This is a genomic window from Rhizobium sp. SAFR-030, from assembly GCF_059415005.1.
In genome coordinates, this window is the sequence record NZ_JBPFDO010000005.1 from 128,651 (window position 1) to 144,348 (window position 15,698).

Here is a 15,698-nt window from a genome sequence, read left to right on the forward strand (position 1 = left end):
GTGGCGGTCAGGCTGCGGGGCTCTGCAGCCTGAACTGCGCCACGTCGATGCGGCCGTTGCGAAAGCCTGCCGCGCAGTAATGCAGGTAGTAGTGCCAAGTACGGAAGAAGCGTTCGTCGAAACCAAGCGGCGCGATCTTTCCCCACTTCGCCTGAAAGGCGCGGTCCCAGGCGAGCAGCGTGCGCTCGTAATCCAGCCCGAACCGCAGGCAGTCGCGCACCTTCAGATGCGCCTTCTCGGCGATCTCGCCGAAGCCGCTGACGGTCGGCAGCATGCCGCCGGGAAAGATGTAGGTCTGGATGAAGTCTGCGTGCCGGCGGTAGTGCTGGAAGCGGCCCTCGTCGATGGTGATCACCTGGATCATCGCCTGGCCGCCCGGCACCAGCAGGTCTCGCACACGGTCGAAATAGATCGGCCAGTGCTCTTCGCCGACCGCTTCGAACATTTCGATCGAGACGATCTTGGTGAACCGTCCGCGGCAATCGCGGTAGTCCTCGAGGCGGATATCGGACCGATCGGAAAGCCCGGCTTCGGCAAGCCTCCGCGTCGCGAAGGAAGCCTGCTCCTTGGAAAGCGTCAGGCCGGTCACCCTGCATCCGGTCTCGCGGATGGCCTGCTCCATGAAGCCGCCCCAGCCGCAGCCGATCTCCAGCACGTGATCGTCCGGGCCGATGCCGAGCTCGCGGATGATGCGGCCGTATTTCTCCCGCTGCGCGTCTTCGAGGCTTGAGTCCGCTGCCGGGTAGATGCCGGAGGAATAGGTCATCGAACGGTCGAGCCAGTGCCGGTAGAACTCGTTGCCGAGATCGTAGTGGAAAGCAATGTTGCGGCGGCTGCCGGCCTTCGAATTTCTGCGCAGCCGATGTCTCAGGCGCGCGATGCTGGCGATCAGCGCCATCGGCTTTGCAAGCCTTGACCAGTCCGCTTCGTTGGTGATTGCAAGGTCGAGAACCTTGCCGAGGTCAGGGCTGGACCAGTCGCCGTCCATGTAGGAGCGGGCAAAGCCAAGGCTTCCGCCGGTAACGATACGCCGCAGCACGCGGGGCCGGTTGAAGCGGACGGTGGCGGCCGGACCGGTCGCACCGCTGCCGAAGTGATGCTCGCGGCCGCTCGGGAAGATCACCGTCAGTCGTCCATGCCGGGTGCGCGCCAGCATCCGGCAGATCATCCGCTCCCAAAGGGGCGCATCCTGTTCGATGAGGAGCGGATTTCCGTGGTCTGCATGCGTCATGCGGTGCTTCCTTGCTCAGACAGCAGTTTCGACGGAGCTGGCGATCGGCTTGGCTGCCGGCCGATGGCGATGGATGGGGACGCCCTTTCGCCACAGCCGGAAGGCCTCCCAGTGGATGCCGGCAACGACCTTCAACGTCATCAGCGGGTAGGTCACGAGCATCTTCAGGAGCCCACGATCGTCGAGCGGCTTGCGCCTGCCGGCGAAGCCCGCAAACAGCAGCGGCCCATCCGCATCCCGCTCATGGATGTCGATCCGGACGCGTTCGCCAGGCGGAGTGATGTCGAAATCATAGGTGCAATCCATCGGCACGAAGGGCGAAACATACATGGCCTTGGCACAGGAATGACGGACCGCGCCGTCGGATGCTCCCGCGGCCGGAATGATGTAGGTGTGGCGTTCCTTGAAGGTGTTGCAGACCTCGTAGAGCAGGGCCAGCAGCCTGCCATCGGGATCCTCGCAGAAGTAGATCGTTAGAGGATTGAAGACGTAGCCGAACATCCGCGGATAGCAGAGGATGCGGATCCGGGTGTCGGTCCTGTCGATCCCTGCCTGGCGCAGATGGTCCTCGACCCATGTGCGAAGCGCGCCGGTCTCGCCGGATCCGTGATCCTTGTCCCAGAAGCTGAACACGCCGCGGCGATTATAGCCGAACAGCTTCAGCGAGCGGTCGAGGTTTTCGACGTCGTCGAGATCGATGAGCATCGAAAAGACGCGGTAGCGCAGGCTGTGCCGCTTCGGGCGTTGGCGCGCATGCACGACTGTGCCGGCATAGAGGGCGGAGGTGCCGCTCATTCGGCTGCAGCCAGCAGCGGTTGCGCGTAGATCCGGCCGGATTCGTCCGCGACGTTCCACGGCCGGCGCGTGCCGGTCAGCGCTTCGGCGACGGCGAGCCCCGCCTGCAGCCCATCCTCGTGGAAGCCGCTGCCGAAATGCGCGCCGCAGAACCAGGTGTTGCGGCGGCCCTGCAGCTCCCAGATCTGTTTTTGTGCGGCCATCGCCGCGGTATCGAAAAGCGGATGCGTGTAGTGGTAGGTGCCGATGATCCGGTCTTCGGCAATCTCCCGGCAGGGGTTGAGCGTGACGAACAGCGGGTGCTGCTGCGGAAGGTTCTGCAGGCGGTTCATCCAGTAGGTGACGCAGAGCGGGGTCTCTTCGTCCTGACGCTTGCCGCCGATGTAGTTCCAGCTCGACCACACGCTCTTACGCTTCGGCATCAGCCGTTCGTCGGAATGTAGGATGGCGACGTTGTCGGTGTAGCGGAAGGCGCCCAGCAGTTCGCGTTCCATCGGATCGGCATCCTCGAGCAGCCGCAAAGCCTCGTCGGCGTGCGAGGCGATGATGATGTCGTCGAACAGATCCTGCTGGCCGTGGATGTCGGTCACCAGAACCTTGCCGGTGGCCTGGCGCGAGATCTTTGCAACCCCGCAGCCGAGGCGGATATCGCCGGTAAAGGCGTCGGCAAGCTTTTGAACGTATTGGCGGCTGCCACCGGACACCGTCCGCCAGCGCGGCCTGCCGGAAAGCAGGATCAGACCGTGATGAACGAAGAAGCGGACGAAGGCGCCGAGCGGATAAGAGCGCATGTCCGACGTCGTCATCGACCAGATGGCGGCGCCCATCGGCAGCAGGTGATCGTCGATGAAGGCTTTCGAGTAGCGCTCCCTGTCCAGATATTCGCCGAGCGTCATGGTGTCGAGATCGGCCTTCTGCATCAGCGTCTCGGCCGCCCGGTAAAATCGCAGGACATCCGACAGCATGCGCCAGAAGCGCGGGCGGGCGGCATTGCTACGCTGGCCGATCAGGCCCTTCAGTCCGGTGCCGGAATATTCGAAGGCGCCATCGTCGATCGATGCCGCGAACGACATTTCGGAGGCTTCTGTCGCAACGCCCAGATGGTCAAACAGCGCAACCAAGTTCGGATAGTTCTTGTCGTTGAAGACGATGAAGCCGGTATCGACCTCCAGGTCGCCCGTCGGGGTGGGAACGCTTGCGGTATTCGCATGCCCGCCAAGCCGTGTTGCGGCTTCGTACAGGACCACCCGATGTGCTGATGCGGAAAGCCAGGCGGCCGAAAGTCCGCTGATGCCCGAGCCAACAACGGCGATACGACGATTTTCCGACTGACCTGAAACCATTGCCCATTTCCGTTGTTTGTTCGGGTTTTGTCGTTACGCAGCAGAAACGCAAACGGATTTGCAGAAATTCCGCTTTTCTGGATGATCCGCCTTCGAGGCTTCGCCGTAACGGCCTGCATGAGCTTGACGGTTTCCATCCTGGCAAGGGCGTGCCACAACGAAGCGAGGGCGGTATTTCCGCCGATCGATCGTATTCAGCATGGCCGCAGGATGAAACGTAGCGACAGGCAAACATCGGATCAGGATCTCGCACCGGCCGACCTCTCCCGCCTCCTTGCCGCAGTTGGCGAAAGTCGGGACGTCGAAGCCTTCGAGAGACTGTTTCGCTATTACGGGCCACGGGTGCGCTCCTTCATGGCAATGAAGACGCGCGACGTGCAGCTTGCGGATGAGTTGATGCAGGAAACCATGACCGCGGTCTGGAACAAGGCCGTGCAGTTCGATCCCGGCCGCGGCAACGTGTCCGCCTGGATCTTCACGATCGCCCGCAATCAGCGGATCGACGCCTTGCGCCGCAAGCGTCCGATGTTCGACGAGACCGATCCGGTCTTCGTCAAGGACGATGTGCCGCCCGCCGACGTCGAGCTCGAAGGTCGCCAGGATGCGGAGCTGTTGCGGCAGGCAATGTTGACGCTTCCCGCAGAGCAGATGGACGTGCTGCGCCGGGCATTCTTCGACGATGTGTCGCATTCCACCATCGCCGAGGACCTGGGCATCCCGCTCGGAACGGTGAAATCCCGCATTCGGCTGGCCTTCGAAAAGCTGCGCACGACGCTGGAGGGCCGGCGGTGAAGGTCAACCATCACATCGACGAAATGCTCTTGCTCGACTACGCCTCGGGCAATCTCTCGGAAGGCTGGAGCCTGGTGGTAGCCACCCATCTTGCGCTGTGTCCGGCATGCCGGCGACAGTTGCAGGCGATGGAAGGAGCGGCCGGTGCGCTCCTCGACAAGGTCGTCGAGGGCCCGCAGGTGACGGCATCGGAATGGGAACGGATGAAGGCGCGCATCGTCTGCGAGCCTGCCGAAGAGCCGACAGCGCTCACGAAGTCCGCCCCGTTGGCAGTGCCGAGTGTGATTCCGGAGCCGCTGAGGTCGTATGTGGGTGGCGATGTCGGCGACCTCAAATGGCGCGCGCTCGGTCGCGGCGCCTACCACATCCGCATCGATACCGGCGATCGGTCGAGCCAGGTTCGTCTCCTGCGGATACCTGCCGGCCGCCCGGTTCCTGAGCATACACACGAGGGCCGTGAGCTGACTCTGGTGCTGTCCGGCAGCTTCCGGGATGGCGAAGAGGTCTTTGCCCGCGGCGACGTGGAGGATGCCGACGGCGATCTCCTGCACACGCCGACGGCAACCGAAGGCGAGGATTGCATCTGCCTTGCGGTAACCGAGGCGCCGCTCAAATTCAGCAGCTGGATCGTCCGGCTGATCCAGCCGATCCTGAAGATCTGATAGCACCCCCGATACACGCGGAGATAACGATGTTGGTCTATGTGGTTGCCTACCTGTCGACGGCTGCCGTTTTCTTCGGGCTCGATTTTCTGTGGCTGGGAACGGTGGCTACCGGCTTCTATCGCAGTCAGCTCGGCGAGATGATGCGTGAACGCCCGAATTTCGTCGCTGCGGGTGCCTTCTACCTCGTCTACGTGGCCGGCATCGTCTACTTCGCCGTGCACCCATATATCGCCGGCGGCAGCTGGAGCCAGGCGTTGTTTGCCGGCGCGCTGCTTGGCCTCGTCGCCTACGGGACCTATGACATCACCAATCTGGCGACGCTGAAGTCCTGGCCCCTGCCGATGAGCCTCGTCGATCTCGCCTGGGGCACGCTGCTCACAGGAACCGCCGCCGCGATTGGCTTGTTGGTGACCCAGAAGCTCGTCGGCTAGCGCGACACCGTCTCCCAGCGCGTTGCGCGCCCGGTTGCCGGGCCGTCGGAACAAAGCCGGCGGGATTGTGTTCTCTCCCTGATCGCAGCGAACTCTTCGCAAAGCCGATCACCCGCCACCAAAGGGAGAGTTCCATGACGGACAGAGACATGAACAGGGGTGACGGTCCACAGGCCGGCTCCACCTACGCATCCATTACAGACCAGCCCGGCCGGTCGGACGGCCAGGGATCCTCGAACGCCGGCGCGCATGCCGACGGCGACCTGCGCCAGAAGGCCAAGGAAGACCTGGCCTCGGTGCGCAACATGGCGCAGGAAGAGTTTTCGAACGTGTCTGCCCGCGCCGGTGAAATGGCCGAGGAGCAGAAGGGTTTTGCCGCCGAGAAGATGGCCGGCATCGCTGCTGCCATCAAGAAGGCCGGCGACGAACTCGAAAACCAGGAACAGCCGGATGTCGGCCGCATGACCCGCCAGATGGGCGAGACGGTCGAGCGCTTTGCCGAGGACATCAAGGGCCGCAACATGAGCGAGATCGCCGGCATGGCCGAAGATTTCGGTCGCCGCCAGCCGCTTGCCTTCCTGGGCATGGCTGCAATCGCCGGCCTCGCCGCCAGCCGCTTCATCGGGGCCTCCGCCAGCCGCCAGTCGTCGATGAAGCCGCGCACGACCGGCACCCCAGGCTCTGACCTCGGCACATCATCCACCACCCCCCGTGCAACCGGCACCGCATCCGCGTCCGGCACCCGCACTGCCGCCTCCACGGCTGGCACCACGCCCAATCAGGGAGGCATCAATGGCTAACGGAACTGACAACCGCCCGCTTTCCGAACTGGTGACGGGCCTGGTCGGCGATATCTCCGGCCTTTTCCGCAAGGAGATCAGCCTCGCCAAGGCCGAGGCATCCGAAAAGATGTCGCGTGCCATCGTCGGCGTCGAGGCGCTTCTGGCCGGACTGATCTTCGCGATCGGCGCCGTCGGTGTGCTTCTGGCCGCCCTGGTGAGCGGCCTGTCGGCCTTCCTCATCGCCCGCGGCTTCGCCGAGCATAACGCCGAAGCACTGTCGGCTGTCGTTGTTGGCGTCGTGGTCGCGCTGATCGCCTGGGGCATGATTTCCCGGGGTCTGGCTGCCATCAAGGACAACAACCTCAATTTCGACCGCACCACCACCTCGCTTCGGCGCGATGCGCAGGTCCTCAAGGAGAGAACGTGATGGCTTACACCAACGATAATTCCAGCCCAGAGCAGATCGAGCGCGAAATCGAGCAGGACCGTCAGCGGATTGGTGCGAAGCTGGACGAGATCCAGAGCCGCATGTCGCCGGGCCAGCTCATCGACGAGGCGCTTTCCTATGCGAAGGGCAGCGGCGCAGCCGATTTCTTTGCCAATCTTGGCGGAGCGGTAAAGACCAACCCGATGCCGGTAGCGCTTATGGGCGTCAGCCTGGCGTGGATGATGGCAAGCCAGAATTCCGGTTCCACCACGTCCGCGACGCGCTATCCGGATGTCGAGGACGACGATGTGGATTACCCGCTGGCCACCGTCTCCGGCCCGGTCCGTCGTCTCGGCCCAGTCGAGCACGACACCACCGGCCGCTACAGCCACTTCACGGATTCTGCCGGTAGCCGGTTCAAGGCGATCACCGACGAAACCGGCCGCCGCGCCGGCCACTTCGTCGATCAAAGCGGCAAGACCTATCGCGGCTTTGCCGACTCTGCCGGCCGCCAGATCAACGATATCCGCGACGAGACGGGCAAGCTGTTCGACGATGCCTCTGGCTGGATCTCCAGCACCTGGCAGAAGATCGGTCATCAGGCCAGCAAGATGGGCCGCAACGTTAAGGAAGCGGGTCGCTCTGCCGGCAAGAGCTCGGCACACATGGGCGATACGGTGAAGGAGCAGACGATGCGGATGAATGAAGTCATCCTGCGTCAGTTCCAGGACCAGCCGCTGGTCGGCGGCGCGCTTGCCTTCGCCATCGGTGCTGCCATCGGCGCTGCACTGCCGCGGACCGAGCAGGAAGACGAGATGCTCGGCGAGATGGCCGACCAGGTGAAGGGCGAGGTCGCAAGCCGTGCTTCCGCGGCCATGGACAAGGCCGAAGATGTTGTGACCGATGTCTCGCACAAGGTCGCAGCCGTTGCATCCGAAGTGCACGACGTCGCACGCGAGCGGATTGCAGAGGAAGCCCAGCAGTATCGCCAGGCCGACGGCACCACCACGCCGCGCGCGCATTGACGCCTGCGCGAAGAATGTGACGCAGCAGGAAAGGTCCGCCTCCGGCGGGCCTTTCTCTGTCTGATACGACGATAACGGAAATGCGGCGAGGCTCAAGATGGCAATGACAAGACAGGCGGCGGAGAGATCGGCGACGGAGAGACTGGAGTGGCTGGCGCGTGCAGGTTACGCGGCGCGCGGGCTCGTCTATGTGATGGTGGCGGGCCTTGTGCTGCTCGGCAGTGTCGGCGGCGGTAGTCCAGATTCCAAGTCGGCGCTGCAACTGCTGCTGGATCAGCCCTTCGGTCGCATCTGGCTTGGTCTCGTTGCCGTGGCGCTCATCGGTTTCGTCCTGTGGCGCCTCATGCAGGCAATCGCCAATGCCGACAATCATCCTGAGAACGCCAAGGGCTATGTCGCCCGGGCTGGAATGCTGGTCAGCGCCATCACCTACAGCGGTCTCGCATTCTACGCCGTAAGCCACGCGCTGCAGATGGGCGGCGGTGGTTCCGGCGACGGCTCGCGGAGCTGGACTGCCTGGCTGATGCGGCAGCCTTTCGGTCCCTATCTGGTCGGTATTGTCGGCCTGTGCATCCTCGGCGCCGGCCTGGCGTTGATCTTCAAGGGCATCGGCCGGCGCTATCGGCGGTTTCTGTCGCTCGACGCGCACCTGCATCCGGCGCTGGATCTCGCCTGCGTCTTCGGGCTTGTGGCCAAGGGCGTCGTGTTTCTCATCGTCGCCAGCTTCTTTCTCTATGCGGCCTTCGCCGTTGATCCCGATCAGGCAGGCAGCACCGCCGATGCGCTGACCTGGGTCAGGCAGTTGCCGTTTGGCGCCGCGCTTTATATCCTGCTGGGGCTTGGTCTCCTGTCCTTCGGCCTCTACGGTTTCATTGAGGCGCGCTACCGCCGGGTACAGCCGCCGAGCCTGCAACAGGCCAGACAGGCGATGCCGATCTAGCGCTTGGCCGGCTGCATGACGCACGAGTAAGAAGGACGATCGATGAACTATCGCAGGCTTGTCGGGCGTGCCGCGCAGAGGGTCGTCAGCATGGAGCAGGCGAGCCTGCTGTTCTTTGCGCTGCTTGCCGGTGGTCTGTTCCTGTTTGCCAAGCTGACGAGCGAAGTGCTGGAGGGCGAAGCTTTCGCCCTGGACGAGCTCATGCTTTTGGCGCTGCGCCAGGCCGGTGATCCGTCGCAAACGATCGGCCCGGCCTGGCTCAACCACGCGGTCCGCGATATCACCGCACTCGGCGGCGTCACGGTGCTGTCGATCATGACCATCATCACCGTCGGCTATCTCGTTCTCTCGCGACGCTTCGAGATCGCCGTGTTCACGGCAGGCTCCGTCCTTGGTGGCTGGATCGCCAGCAGCCTCTTGAAGATCCTCATCGCCCGCCCGCGTCCGGATATCGTGCCGCATCTGGTAGACGTCAGCGATCTGAGCTTTCCAAGCGGGCATGCGATGCTGTCTGCGGTCACCTATCTGACCCTCGGTGCGCTCCTGTCGAGGGCCCAGTCTACACGCAGCACCCGGCTTTTCATGATCGGCGCCGCAGTCTTCCTCACCTTGCTCGTCGGCTTGAGCCGGGTCTTTCTCGGCGTCCACTATCCGACGGACGTCCTGGGTGGCTGGTGCGCCGGCGCCACGTGGGCCCTGGCGTGCTGGATGCTCGCCCGGCGCTACATTTCCGCTCGGCCGGAGCCGGAGGCATCGGTCGCAGGTTCAGATCCCGACCCGCGTGACTGACCGGTCGCTACGCCCTCAGCCACCTGTGGAACTTTGGCGACTGCCGCAAGTACCGCGCCCGTAACAACGCTCGGAGAAACATGCGTCACCTGTACGATTGCATCATCATTGGCGGCGGTCCGGCCGGGCTGACGGCAGCCCTGTATCTGGCACGCTTCCACATGTCGGTGCTGCTGCTGGATGCGGGGAATAGCCGCGCCGACCTCATTCCGATCAGCCACAATCAGCCGGCATTTCCGGATGGCATCTCCGGCAAGGATCTACTGGCCCGGATGCGCACCCAGGTGGATGGTTTCCGAGTGGCGCGGCGGCAGATCGAAGTGCAGGAACTGCGCAGCGATGGCGACCGTTTCGTCGCGGTCGGCGGCGCCGTGGAGGAGGTCGCCCGCACCGTGCTTCTGGCGACGGGTGTCATCAACCACCGCCCGACGATGGATGAGGCAATGCATGACGAGGCACTATTCCGCGGCCTGCTGCGCTACTGTCCGATCTGCGACGGCTTCGAAGTTACCGACAAGTCCGTCGCGGTACTGGGCACCGGGACGCACGGAGTCAACGAGGCCACCTTTATCCGCGGCTTCACCGATCGCGTGACGCTTGTGCCGCCGGTGGGCGGCCATCGGCTGAGCGGCGACGACCGGGCGCGCCTGACCGCGGCGGGGGTCGTCTGCCTGGAGCCGGTACCGCACGCCATGGCCATCGATGGCGACGAGATCCGCCTCGACCTGCCGGAGACGTCGTTGACGTTTGCCTCGCTCTATGTCGGGCTCGGCACCGAAGTGTGCGGCCGACTTGCGACGTCGCTCGGCGCCCGGATGTCGAAGGACGGCTGTCCGATTGTCGATCGACACCAGCGTACGACAATCGGCGGATTCTATGCCGCCGGCGATGTGGTGGCCGGGCTCGACCAGATCGTCAATGCCATGGGCCAGGGCGCCGTGGCGGCGACGGCCATCCGCAACGATCTGGCGGCACATCGGCCGCTGATGCGCGTCAGCGGTGGAAATGGCTGAAGCTCAGGTCACTGTGCCTTACGCAGAGCCAGGGCCCGGATCGGGTCGTACGGGAGCCGTGGCCTTCCTGCCGCGCGTTCGCGAAGCAAGGATTTCGGCCAGCGTCACCGGATAGAGCGCCTGCGGGTCGACCCCCACGTCGAACTGACGCGGCATCGGCTTCAGCCGGCCATGCGAATGACCATGCAGATTGACGGAGCCCTTGCCCATCCGGTTCCAGGTGCGAAATGGATAGTGACAGAGAATGAGGAAGTGGCCGTCCAGCTCCATCTCGAGGTAGGAGCGGACGCTGGCCCAGCCGGGCCAATCCTGCACCATTTGTGGATCGTTGTTGCCGACGATGAGGTGCTTGCGGCCGTTCAACCGGGCAAGCAGCGTTTCAGGACTGCTGCGGCGGGTCGACATCACATCGCCCAGGTGGAAGACCTCGTCGTCTTCCTTGACGCGTTCGTTCCAGTTGCGGATCAGCGTCTCGTCGTGGAGGTCGAGATCAGCGAACGGCCGCCGATCTATCCTCAGGACGCGGGGGTCGTCGAAATGCGTATCGCTGGTGAAGTAGGTGGTTGGCATTCTCCACCATATAGCGGCCGTCGCGCGCGAAGAAACCGTCGATCTGCCTTGAGGTTCAATAGGTGACGGTCACCACGACCGTGTCGTTGTAGACGCCCTGCGATGGCGTCGTCTGCGGCAAAATGCGGCCGTATATGGGGAAAGTCTGACCGGCGCCCGTGCCGACGGATCCCACCCCCTGATCGGCTGCCGGCCCCCAGACACGCGACCGCGCCGCATTCTGGTAAAGCCCATAGATGACCGCCTGGTTTCCTCGAGTCATTCGCCGCTGATCGGGCGCTGTTCCCGTTTCCCCATTGTTGAGCGCGATCGTGTATGGCAGCCCGGTGGAGCAGGTCACCGATAGCGAACTTGTCGCATCCACCACGCTATCGATCACGCCGTGCGTACCGAAATTCATCGGCAGGGCGTTGACGTTGCAGGTGCGGTCGACATTGGCGCGTACGGTGAACTGCGGGCGTGTCGGGTTCTGGTTGATATTGCTGCATGCGGTTGCCAGCGCGAGAGGCGCATAGGTGAAGTTGGCCCCGCCGGCACCTGAGAACAGCGAGGTGTACAGGCCGCCGGGTGCCGTCGCCTGCGGGCCCAGGATGCGGCCATAGATCGTTCGCGTCGCGTTCAGCGTCGCTCCCGGCAGAACCAGCAAATTGACCTGAGGTGGATTGCCGAAGCCCGTCGACGTATTCGATCCCCACGGTACCGTCCGGTTGGCGTCCTGAAAGAGCTGGTAGGTGATCCGGCTGCTCCCATTGGCGAGATTGCGGGTCGAGCCTGTGGCCGGCACCCCGCCGGCATTGAGGTTGAGGCAGATCCGGTAGGTGAGCGACAGCAGATCGGTATTGGTGCAGGAGATGCTGACGGTCGCCGTGCTGTCGTAGGTGCTTGCCCCGAGCAGATTGACGCTACCGAAATTGAGGTCGCTGACCGTGAAGCTGAACGCCGCCTGCGCAAGTCCCGGCGACAGGGAAAGGAGCACGCCCAGCAGCAGAGAACGGACGATCTTTCTTAGCGGGTGGCGCTGCATAAGGCCTCTCCTGTTCCCATGCTGTTGCTGGCGACAGCGATCGCCGCGATCGTTGCGCGGCAGGCGCCGCCTCCCGGCAGGACGAAGTCGATCGTCTGAGCAGTCTGCACGTCGTTGAGGAAGATCTGGCCGTCATAGCCGACGAGGATTTCAGTGCCGGAAGGCGTCGTGCCTGCCGCGCCGACGGCGATGTACTCGCCGCTCTCGCTCCGGAGCGTGATCAGCGCCGCCTGCAGCCCGGTCTCGACCTGGAAGTCTACGATCGCGCCGGCCCGATCCTTCGGTCGAACGATGCGCTTCGTCGTATCGATCTTGGCGTCGAGCGGCAGGTTGGTGGGGTCGATCGAGATCCTGTTCTTGTCATAGGAGCGCAGGTTCGGCAGGAGGATCTTGCCGCGCCGGTTCGTCTGGCCGATCGGACGGTTCTCGATCATCACGGACACATCCGGTGCGCCGGCATCGACGATGCCGAAAGCGTCATCGACGCGCTCGCCGAGAAACACGTCACCACCGGCCACGACGATCGAACCCTCAACCTGACCATAGGCGCGCGTGTTGTCGTTGATCGTCTCGACGCCGCCTTCGAGCCGCGCCGCCGGAGCCCGGTAGCTGGCGCTTGCGGCGGCAATCGCGTCCTTGCCCATCGATCCGCGCAGCCGCCAGCCGTAGCTTCCGATCTCCTGGCCTTCGGATCTGCTGATGTCGGTGGTGATCGCGTAGTGTTTGTCGTCGAGCGATGCTCCGACCGAGGCCGACAGGTTGCTGCCGAACGACCAGGAAAGTCCGGCGAATATTCCGTAGTTGTTCTCCTCCCCGAGATCCTTGTAGGCGGTGACGAACAGATTGGCGCTATCGCCGATCGGTCGGTTGGCCGTGACGCCAAGGATCCGCGAGCGCGTGTCGTCGAAGCTCTCGATCTGGGTGAAGGACAGGTTGAGCGTCGTCTCGCCGAACAGCGGAGGCGTTGAGACGGAGATCTGGTCGAGGGCCTTTGGAGGGCGGACGCCTTGGTCGTCGCCGGGAATGCGCGCGTCCGAACGCTCCGCGGTGACCGAGGCGATATCGTTGAACTCGCCGAAGGTCCGCTGGGTGCGGGCAAAAACCTTGGCGCCGAGGATTTCGGTCTCAAGGCTGCCGGCAACCTGGAAGCCGGTCTCTCCGGCGAAGCGGCTGGTGGCACCGGAAAGCGAGGCGAGCGCATAGTCCGCGACGTTGAAGACCCCGCCGATGCCGACAGTGTAGAAGTCTTGCCCGGCCTCCGCATGGCCTTCCAGGGTCAGGCGGTCGGTTACGCCGTAGCGGGCGGTCGCGGATCCGACCAGCGCCTCGTCATAGTTGAAGCTGTCGATACCGAAGGACCGGCGGGCATAGCCGATCTCGGCCGAGAAATCGAAGAGACCGTCGGCAAGCAGATCGGCGGACGCGAAGAATGGCCGTTCGGATATCGTCTCGCGTCCGAGGCTGTCGCGCACGACGATCCGCGCCGTTCCGTGGCCGGTGACGACCGGCATGTTGGTGATGGCGAAGGGCCCGGCGGGCACCTGTTCGGACAGACGGCGCGTATTGTCGACATAGACGTCAACGGTCGAGGGAACGGCGGCCGACCCGGCAAAGATCGGCATGGGCATGGTGACGGAATCCGGCCGCAGCGCGAAATTCCGCTGCACCTGAAGTCCGCCCATACGGACCGGCCGCGTCCAGGCAAGGCCGCCGGTGATGATGTCGCCGCCATTATAGGTCATCATCCGGGCTTCGTCGGAATAGGACCAGGTGGTGTCCAGCCGCGTCATGTCGAAGGAGTTGTCGAGGCTCGTCGCGAAGATCTGCGAGGAGGACAGGACACCGAGCCCGCTGAACGCACGGGCCTCCGTCAGGGCCGAGAGCCCCTGGAACTCGGCAAGGTCCGACCAGCCGTTGCCGCCGGTGGAGGCATAGAGGGTGTAGTTGACCAGGGCGCCGGTCCCTGATCCCGCGTGCGTATCCTCGCCGTCTCCTGCCTCGGCCAGCGCCGTGGAAGGGGTTGGAGCCACGTCGATCACCTTCGCCGCACGCGCGGCTTCGACTGCAGAGAAACGCAGGATCTGGTTGTCCTCGTCATACTCCCAGGCGACGTTCGGCAGACGAGAGATCGCTACCCAGCCATCCTTCTCCACCGCGCTCTTGGCGGGGAGAATGCCGACATTCTTCAATTGGCTGGGCTCGATGAACAGGTTGCCTTCGAGATCCTGACGCACGGTCGCGACGAGCTGGGAAGAGACGTCGTTGACATAGACTTCGAGCTGCAGTTCGACAGGGCCGCCGATGGGCAAAGCATTCGCCACCGACGGAGGTGGCAAACCCTGCGCCGCGCTCTCAAAGCTCGATGTCATGACTGCAAGAGCCAGTATCGTCAGTCCGAAGGCGTCAGCCGCCCCTGACACTCGCCCTGGCACTGATGCTTCCAATGTCGCTCTCGGCCGATATGGTCAGAGAGTTGCCGCCAGCCTTGCCACCTGAAGCCGGAATGAACCATGTTGCGTTCGAGCGGCCGAGGACGTACCCGACCAGCCCTTGCTGTTTCGCCACGGCCGTGCCGCCGGCATCCAGAAGTGCGAGATTGGCGATCCGGATGCGCTTGCCGCCGCTGTTTGCGAGATTGACCTCATATCCGCCCTTCGTGCGGCGGACCGACCAGGCCGGCTCGGCACCCGTGTTGGAACCGGAAGAGAAGAACACCGGGATCGAGTGGCGCACGACGAGGTTGACCGTTCCAGCCGGTTGCCGGTTGGCGGCCTGCGGCAATTCGTCGATGACCACCCGGTAGCTTTCTTCGCCGCGAACCGGCGTCTTCGACGTCCGAACGATGCGGATCATGTTTTCGCCGCCGCTTTCCAGCTTGGTGATCGGCGGGCTGACGACGACGTCCGTGGCGGGCGTGAAAACGTCCTTGCCGCCATTCTGGCTCCACTGGAAGATACGCACCTGGACATTCGCCGGACTCTGCGCATCGTTCCAGATCCGTAGCGTCGTCGCGGAAGTCGGTGCGCTGAGATCGACCAGGACAGGTGCGATTCGCAACGATGCCGCGGTGGCAGGAGACAATTGCAAGCCCGCAATCAGGGTCGCCATCAGCAGAGTGATCCGCATGTTCAGCCTCCTGATCAATAGGTGAGAGTTGCCGTGACCGTATCCTGATAGACGCCTGCGGCGGGTGTCGCCTGCGGCACGACGCGTCCATAGACGGGATAGACCTGTTCAGCGCCGGTGCCGGTGCCCGGCACGGTATTGGTCTCGTCCCATACGGCGGTCCGCTCGGCATTGGTAAACAGCGAGTAGCCGATCGTCGCGCCACCGGGACCCGCCATCAGACGGGCCGCGACGGTGCCGCCCGGCGTCGATCCGCCGTTCAGGCTGATGGCGTAGGGGACGCCCTGCGTGCACTGGACGGCGATCGCGCTGGCAGCATCGATGTTGGTGTCGATGACGCCGCTCGTGCCGAAGTTCAGGTTGGTCGCAGAGTTGATCTGGCACTCGGCCTGAATGGTGATCTGCACGTTGAAGTTGGCAGTCGAGGTCTGCGAGAAGCTGGGTGCAGGCGTCAGGGCGACGACGATACCGGCGACCGCAACAGGGCCTTTCAATAAGAGCATTCCCGATCCTTCCTTGTTAACGCAACCGAACTCCGAGACCGGGGCGACGCAAGATGCGCAACCAGACACAACCAGTGGCTCGTATATTCGGACTATCTCATATTAGACCTTAATCATCAATGAAGGGAATTTACAAGGCGGGGGTTGTAGCCGGGCAGGTTTTTGCATCCGACCCTCGCAAAACACGGCCTTTTGAGCACAGAGGCGGATGAAAAAGGAGAAGCGCCGGGCTCGGAGAGCTT

17 protein-coding genes are annotated in these 15,698 nt (G+C 63.7%); 9 read left to right on the forward strand and 8 right to left on the reverse strand.

Features of this window, described 5'->3' with window-relative positions; genetic code table 11:
- Window positions 1-7: 7 nt before the first annotated feature.
- Genes ACR65N_RS16290 through ACR65N_RS16300 form a run of 3 tightly spaced genes read right to left on the reverse strand, consistent with a single transcriptional unit; the run spans window position 8 to window position 3,369 of the window.
- Window positions 8-1,231 carry a class I SAM-dependent methyltransferase gene (locus ACR65N_RS16290; RefSeq protein WP_440457869.1) on the reverse strand — a complete coding sequence of 408 codons (1,224 nt, stop codon included), beginning with the start codon at window positions 1,229-1,231 and terminating at the stop codon, window positions 8-10.
- A gap of 15 nt (window positions 1,232-1,246) precedes the next feature.
- Entirely contained in the window at window positions 1,247-2,026 is a 780-nt protein-coding gene (locus ACR65N_RS16295; protein WP_440457870.1) for a DUF1365 domain-containing protein, read from the reverse strand.
- Window positions 2,023-3,369: an NAD(P)/FAD-dependent oxidoreductase gene (locus ACR65N_RS16300; protein WP_440457871.1), complete on the reverse strand. Its 1,347-nt coding sequence runs from the start codon at window positions 3,367-3,369 to the stop codon at window positions 2,023-2,025. Before ACR65N_RS16300 ends, ACR65N_RS16295 begins: the two co-directional genes overlap by 4 nt.
- 210 nt (window positions 3,370-3,579) lie before the next feature.
- On the opposite strand from ACR65N_RS16300, the gene ACR65N_RS16305 reads away from it, so the two are divergent.
- The 9 genes from ACR65N_RS16305 to ACR65N_RS16345 all read left to right on the forward strand — a co-directional run bounded on the left by ACR65N_RS16305 (window position 3,580) and on the right by ACR65N_RS16345 (window position 10,233).
- Window positions 3,580-4,161, forward strand: coding sequence for a sigma-70 family RNA polymerase sigma factor (locus tag ACR65N_RS16305; protein WP_440457872.1), 582 nt, complete (start codon window positions 3,580-3,582; stop codon window positions 4,159-4,161).
- A complete protein-coding gene (locus ACR65N_RS16310) occupies window positions 4,158-4,823 on the forward strand; it encodes a ChrR family anti-sigma-E factor (RefSeq protein WP_440457873.1) in 666 nt (221 codons plus the stop codon). The genes ACR65N_RS16305 and ACR65N_RS16310 overlap by 4 nt, the downstream gene beginning before the upstream one ends.
- 29 nt (window positions 4,824-4,852) lie before the next feature.
- Window positions 4,853-5,257, forward strand: coding sequence for a DUF2177 family protein (locus tag ACR65N_RS16315; RefSeq protein WP_430306387.1), 405 nt, complete (start codon window positions 4,853-4,855; stop codon window positions 5,255-5,257).
- A gap of 134 nt (window positions 5,258-5,391) precedes the next feature.
- Window positions 5,392-6,057, forward strand: a complete 666-nt coding sequence (locus ACR65N_RS16320; protein WP_440457874.1) for a nutrient deprivation-induced protein — start codon at window positions 5,392-5,394, stop codon at window positions 6,055-6,057.
- Window positions 6,050-6,466 (forward strand): phage holin family protein, encoded by a 417-nt coding sequence (locus ACR65N_RS16325; RefSeq protein ID WP_430306385.1) that lies wholly within the window; start codon window positions 6,050-6,052, stop codon window positions 6,464-6,466. The genes ACR65N_RS16320 and ACR65N_RS16325 overlap by 8 nt, the downstream gene beginning before the upstream one ends.
- Entirely contained in the window at window positions 6,466-7,491 is a 1,026-nt protein-coding gene (locus tag ACR65N_RS16330; RefSeq protein WP_440457875.1) for a DUF3618 domain-containing protein, read from the forward strand. Before ACR65N_RS16325 ends, ACR65N_RS16330 begins: the two co-directional genes overlap by 1 nt.
- Window positions 7,492-7,588: 97 nt before the next feature.
- On the forward strand, window positions 7,589-8,431 hold the full coding sequence (locus tag ACR65N_RS16335; RefSeq protein ID WP_440457876.1) for a DUF1206 domain-containing protein: 843 nt from the start codon (window positions 7,589-7,591) through the stop codon (window positions 8,429-8,431).
- 42 nt (window positions 8,432-8,473) lie between these two features.
- On the forward strand, window positions 8,474-9,220 hold the full coding sequence (locus tag ACR65N_RS16340) for a phosphatase PAP2 family protein (RefSeq protein WP_440457877.1): 747 nt from the start codon (window positions 8,474-8,476) through the stop codon (window positions 9,218-9,220).
- Window positions 9,221-9,300: 80 nt separating this feature from the next.
- Window positions 9,301-10,233: an NAD(P)/FAD-dependent oxidoreductase gene (locus ACR65N_RS16345; RefSeq protein ID WP_440457878.1), complete on the forward strand. Its 933-nt coding sequence runs from the start codon at window positions 9,301-9,303 to the stop codon at window positions 10,231-10,233.
- 18 nt (window positions 10,234-10,251) lie between these two features.
- Here ACR65N_RS16345 and ACR65N_RS16350 read toward each other — a convergent pair whose 3' ends face one another.
- The 5 genes from ACR65N_RS16350 to ACR65N_RS16370 are packed head-to-tail and all read right to left on the reverse strand — an operon-like array spanning window position 10,252 to window position 15,456.
- Window positions 10,252-10,803 carry a metallophosphoesterase family protein gene (locus ACR65N_RS16350; protein WP_440457879.1) on the reverse strand — a complete coding sequence of 184 codons (552 nt, stop codon included), beginning with the start codon at window positions 10,801-10,803 and terminating at the stop codon, window positions 10,252-10,254.
- A gap of 55 nt (window positions 10,804-10,858) precedes the next feature.
- Window positions 10,859-11,827 (reverse strand): Csu type fimbrial protein, encoded by a 969-nt coding sequence (locus ACR65N_RS16355; protein ID WP_440457880.1) that lies wholly within the window; start codon window positions 11,825-11,827, stop codon window positions 10,859-10,861.
- Complete coding sequence (locus ACR65N_RS16360) at window positions 11,809-14,196, reverse strand: fimbria/pilus outer membrane usher protein (protein ID WP_440457881.1); 2,388 nt, start codon at window positions 14,194-14,196, stop codon at window positions 11,809-11,811. Before ACR65N_RS16360 ends, ACR65N_RS16355 begins: the two co-directional genes overlap by 19 nt.
- 34 nt (window positions 14,197-14,230) lie before the next feature.
- Window positions 14,231-14,953 (reverse strand): fimbrial biogenesis chaperone, encoded by a 723-nt coding sequence (locus ACR65N_RS16365; RefSeq protein WP_430306377.1) that lies wholly within the window; start codon window positions 14,951-14,953, stop codon window positions 14,231-14,233.
- A gap of 14 nt (window positions 14,954-14,967) precedes the next feature.
- Window positions 14,968-15,456 (reverse strand): Csu type fimbrial protein, encoded by a 489-nt coding sequence (locus tag ACR65N_RS16370; protein ID WP_440457882.1) that lies wholly within the window; start codon window positions 15,454-15,456, stop codon window positions 14,968-14,970.
- Window positions 15,457-15,698 lie beyond the last annotated feature (242 nt).

Coding starts and splice junctions, on each gene's coding strand:
- ACR65N_RS16355 (WP_440457880.1), bottom strand. CDS start 11,827: ATGCAGCGCCACCCGCTAAGAAAGATCGTCCGTTCTCTGCTGCTGGGC.
- ACR65N_RS16345 (WP_440457878.1), top strand. CDS start 9,301: ATGCGTCACCTGTACGATTGCATCATCATTGGCGGCGGTCCGGCCGGG.
- ACR65N_RS16330 (WP_440457875.1), top strand. CDS start 6,466: ATGGCTTACACCAACGATAATTCCAGCCCAGAGCAGATCGAGCGCGAA.
- ACR65N_RS16335 (WP_440457876.1), top strand. CDS start 7,589: ATGGCAATGACAAGACAGGCGGCGGAGAGATCGGCGACGGAGAGACTG.
- ACR65N_RS16370 (WP_440457882.1), bottom strand. CDS start 15,456: ATGCTCTTATTGAAAGGCCCTGTTGCGGTCGCCGGTATCGTCGTCGCC.
- ACR65N_RS16290 (WP_440457869.1), bottom strand. CDS start 1,231: ATGACGCATGCAGACCACGGAAATCCGCTCCTCATCGAACAGGATGCG.
- ACR65N_RS16295 (WP_440457870.1), bottom strand. CDS start 2,026: ATGAGCGGCACCTCCGCCCTCTATGCCGGCACAGTCGTGCATGCGCGC.
- ACR65N_RS16325 (WP_430306385.1), top strand. CDS start 6,050: ATGGCTAACGGAACTGACAACCGCCCGCTTTCCGAACTGGTGACGGGC.
- ACR65N_RS16305 (WP_440457872.1), top strand. CDS start 3,580: ATGAAACGTAGCGACAGGCAAACATCGGATCAGGATCTCGCACCGGCC.
- ACR65N_RS16350 (WP_440457879.1), bottom strand. CDS start 10,803: ATGCCAACCACCTACTTCACCAGCGATACGCATTTCGACGACCCCCGC.
- ACR65N_RS16360 (WP_440457881.1), bottom strand. CDS start 14,196: ATGACATCGAGCTTTGAGAGCGCGGCGCAGGGTTTGCCACCTCCGTCG.
- ACR65N_RS16300 (WP_440457871.1), bottom strand. CDS start 3,369: ATGGTTTCAGGTCAGTCGGAAAATCGTCGTATCGCCGTTGTTGGCTCG.
- ACR65N_RS16315 (WP_430306387.1), top strand. CDS start 4,853: ATGTTGGTCTATGTGGTTGCCTACCTGTCGACGGCTGCCGTTTTCTTC.
- ACR65N_RS16320 (WP_440457874.1), top strand. CDS start 5,392: ATGACGGACAGAGACATGAACAGGGGTGACGGTCCACAGGCCGGCTCC.
- ACR65N_RS16340 (WP_440457877.1), top strand. CDS start 8,474: ATGAACTATCGCAGGCTTGTCGGGCGTGCCGCGCAGAGGGTCGTCAGC.
- ACR65N_RS16365 (WP_430306377.1), bottom strand. CDS start 14,953: ATGCGGATCACTCTGCTGATGGCGACCCTGATTGCGGGCTTGCAATTG.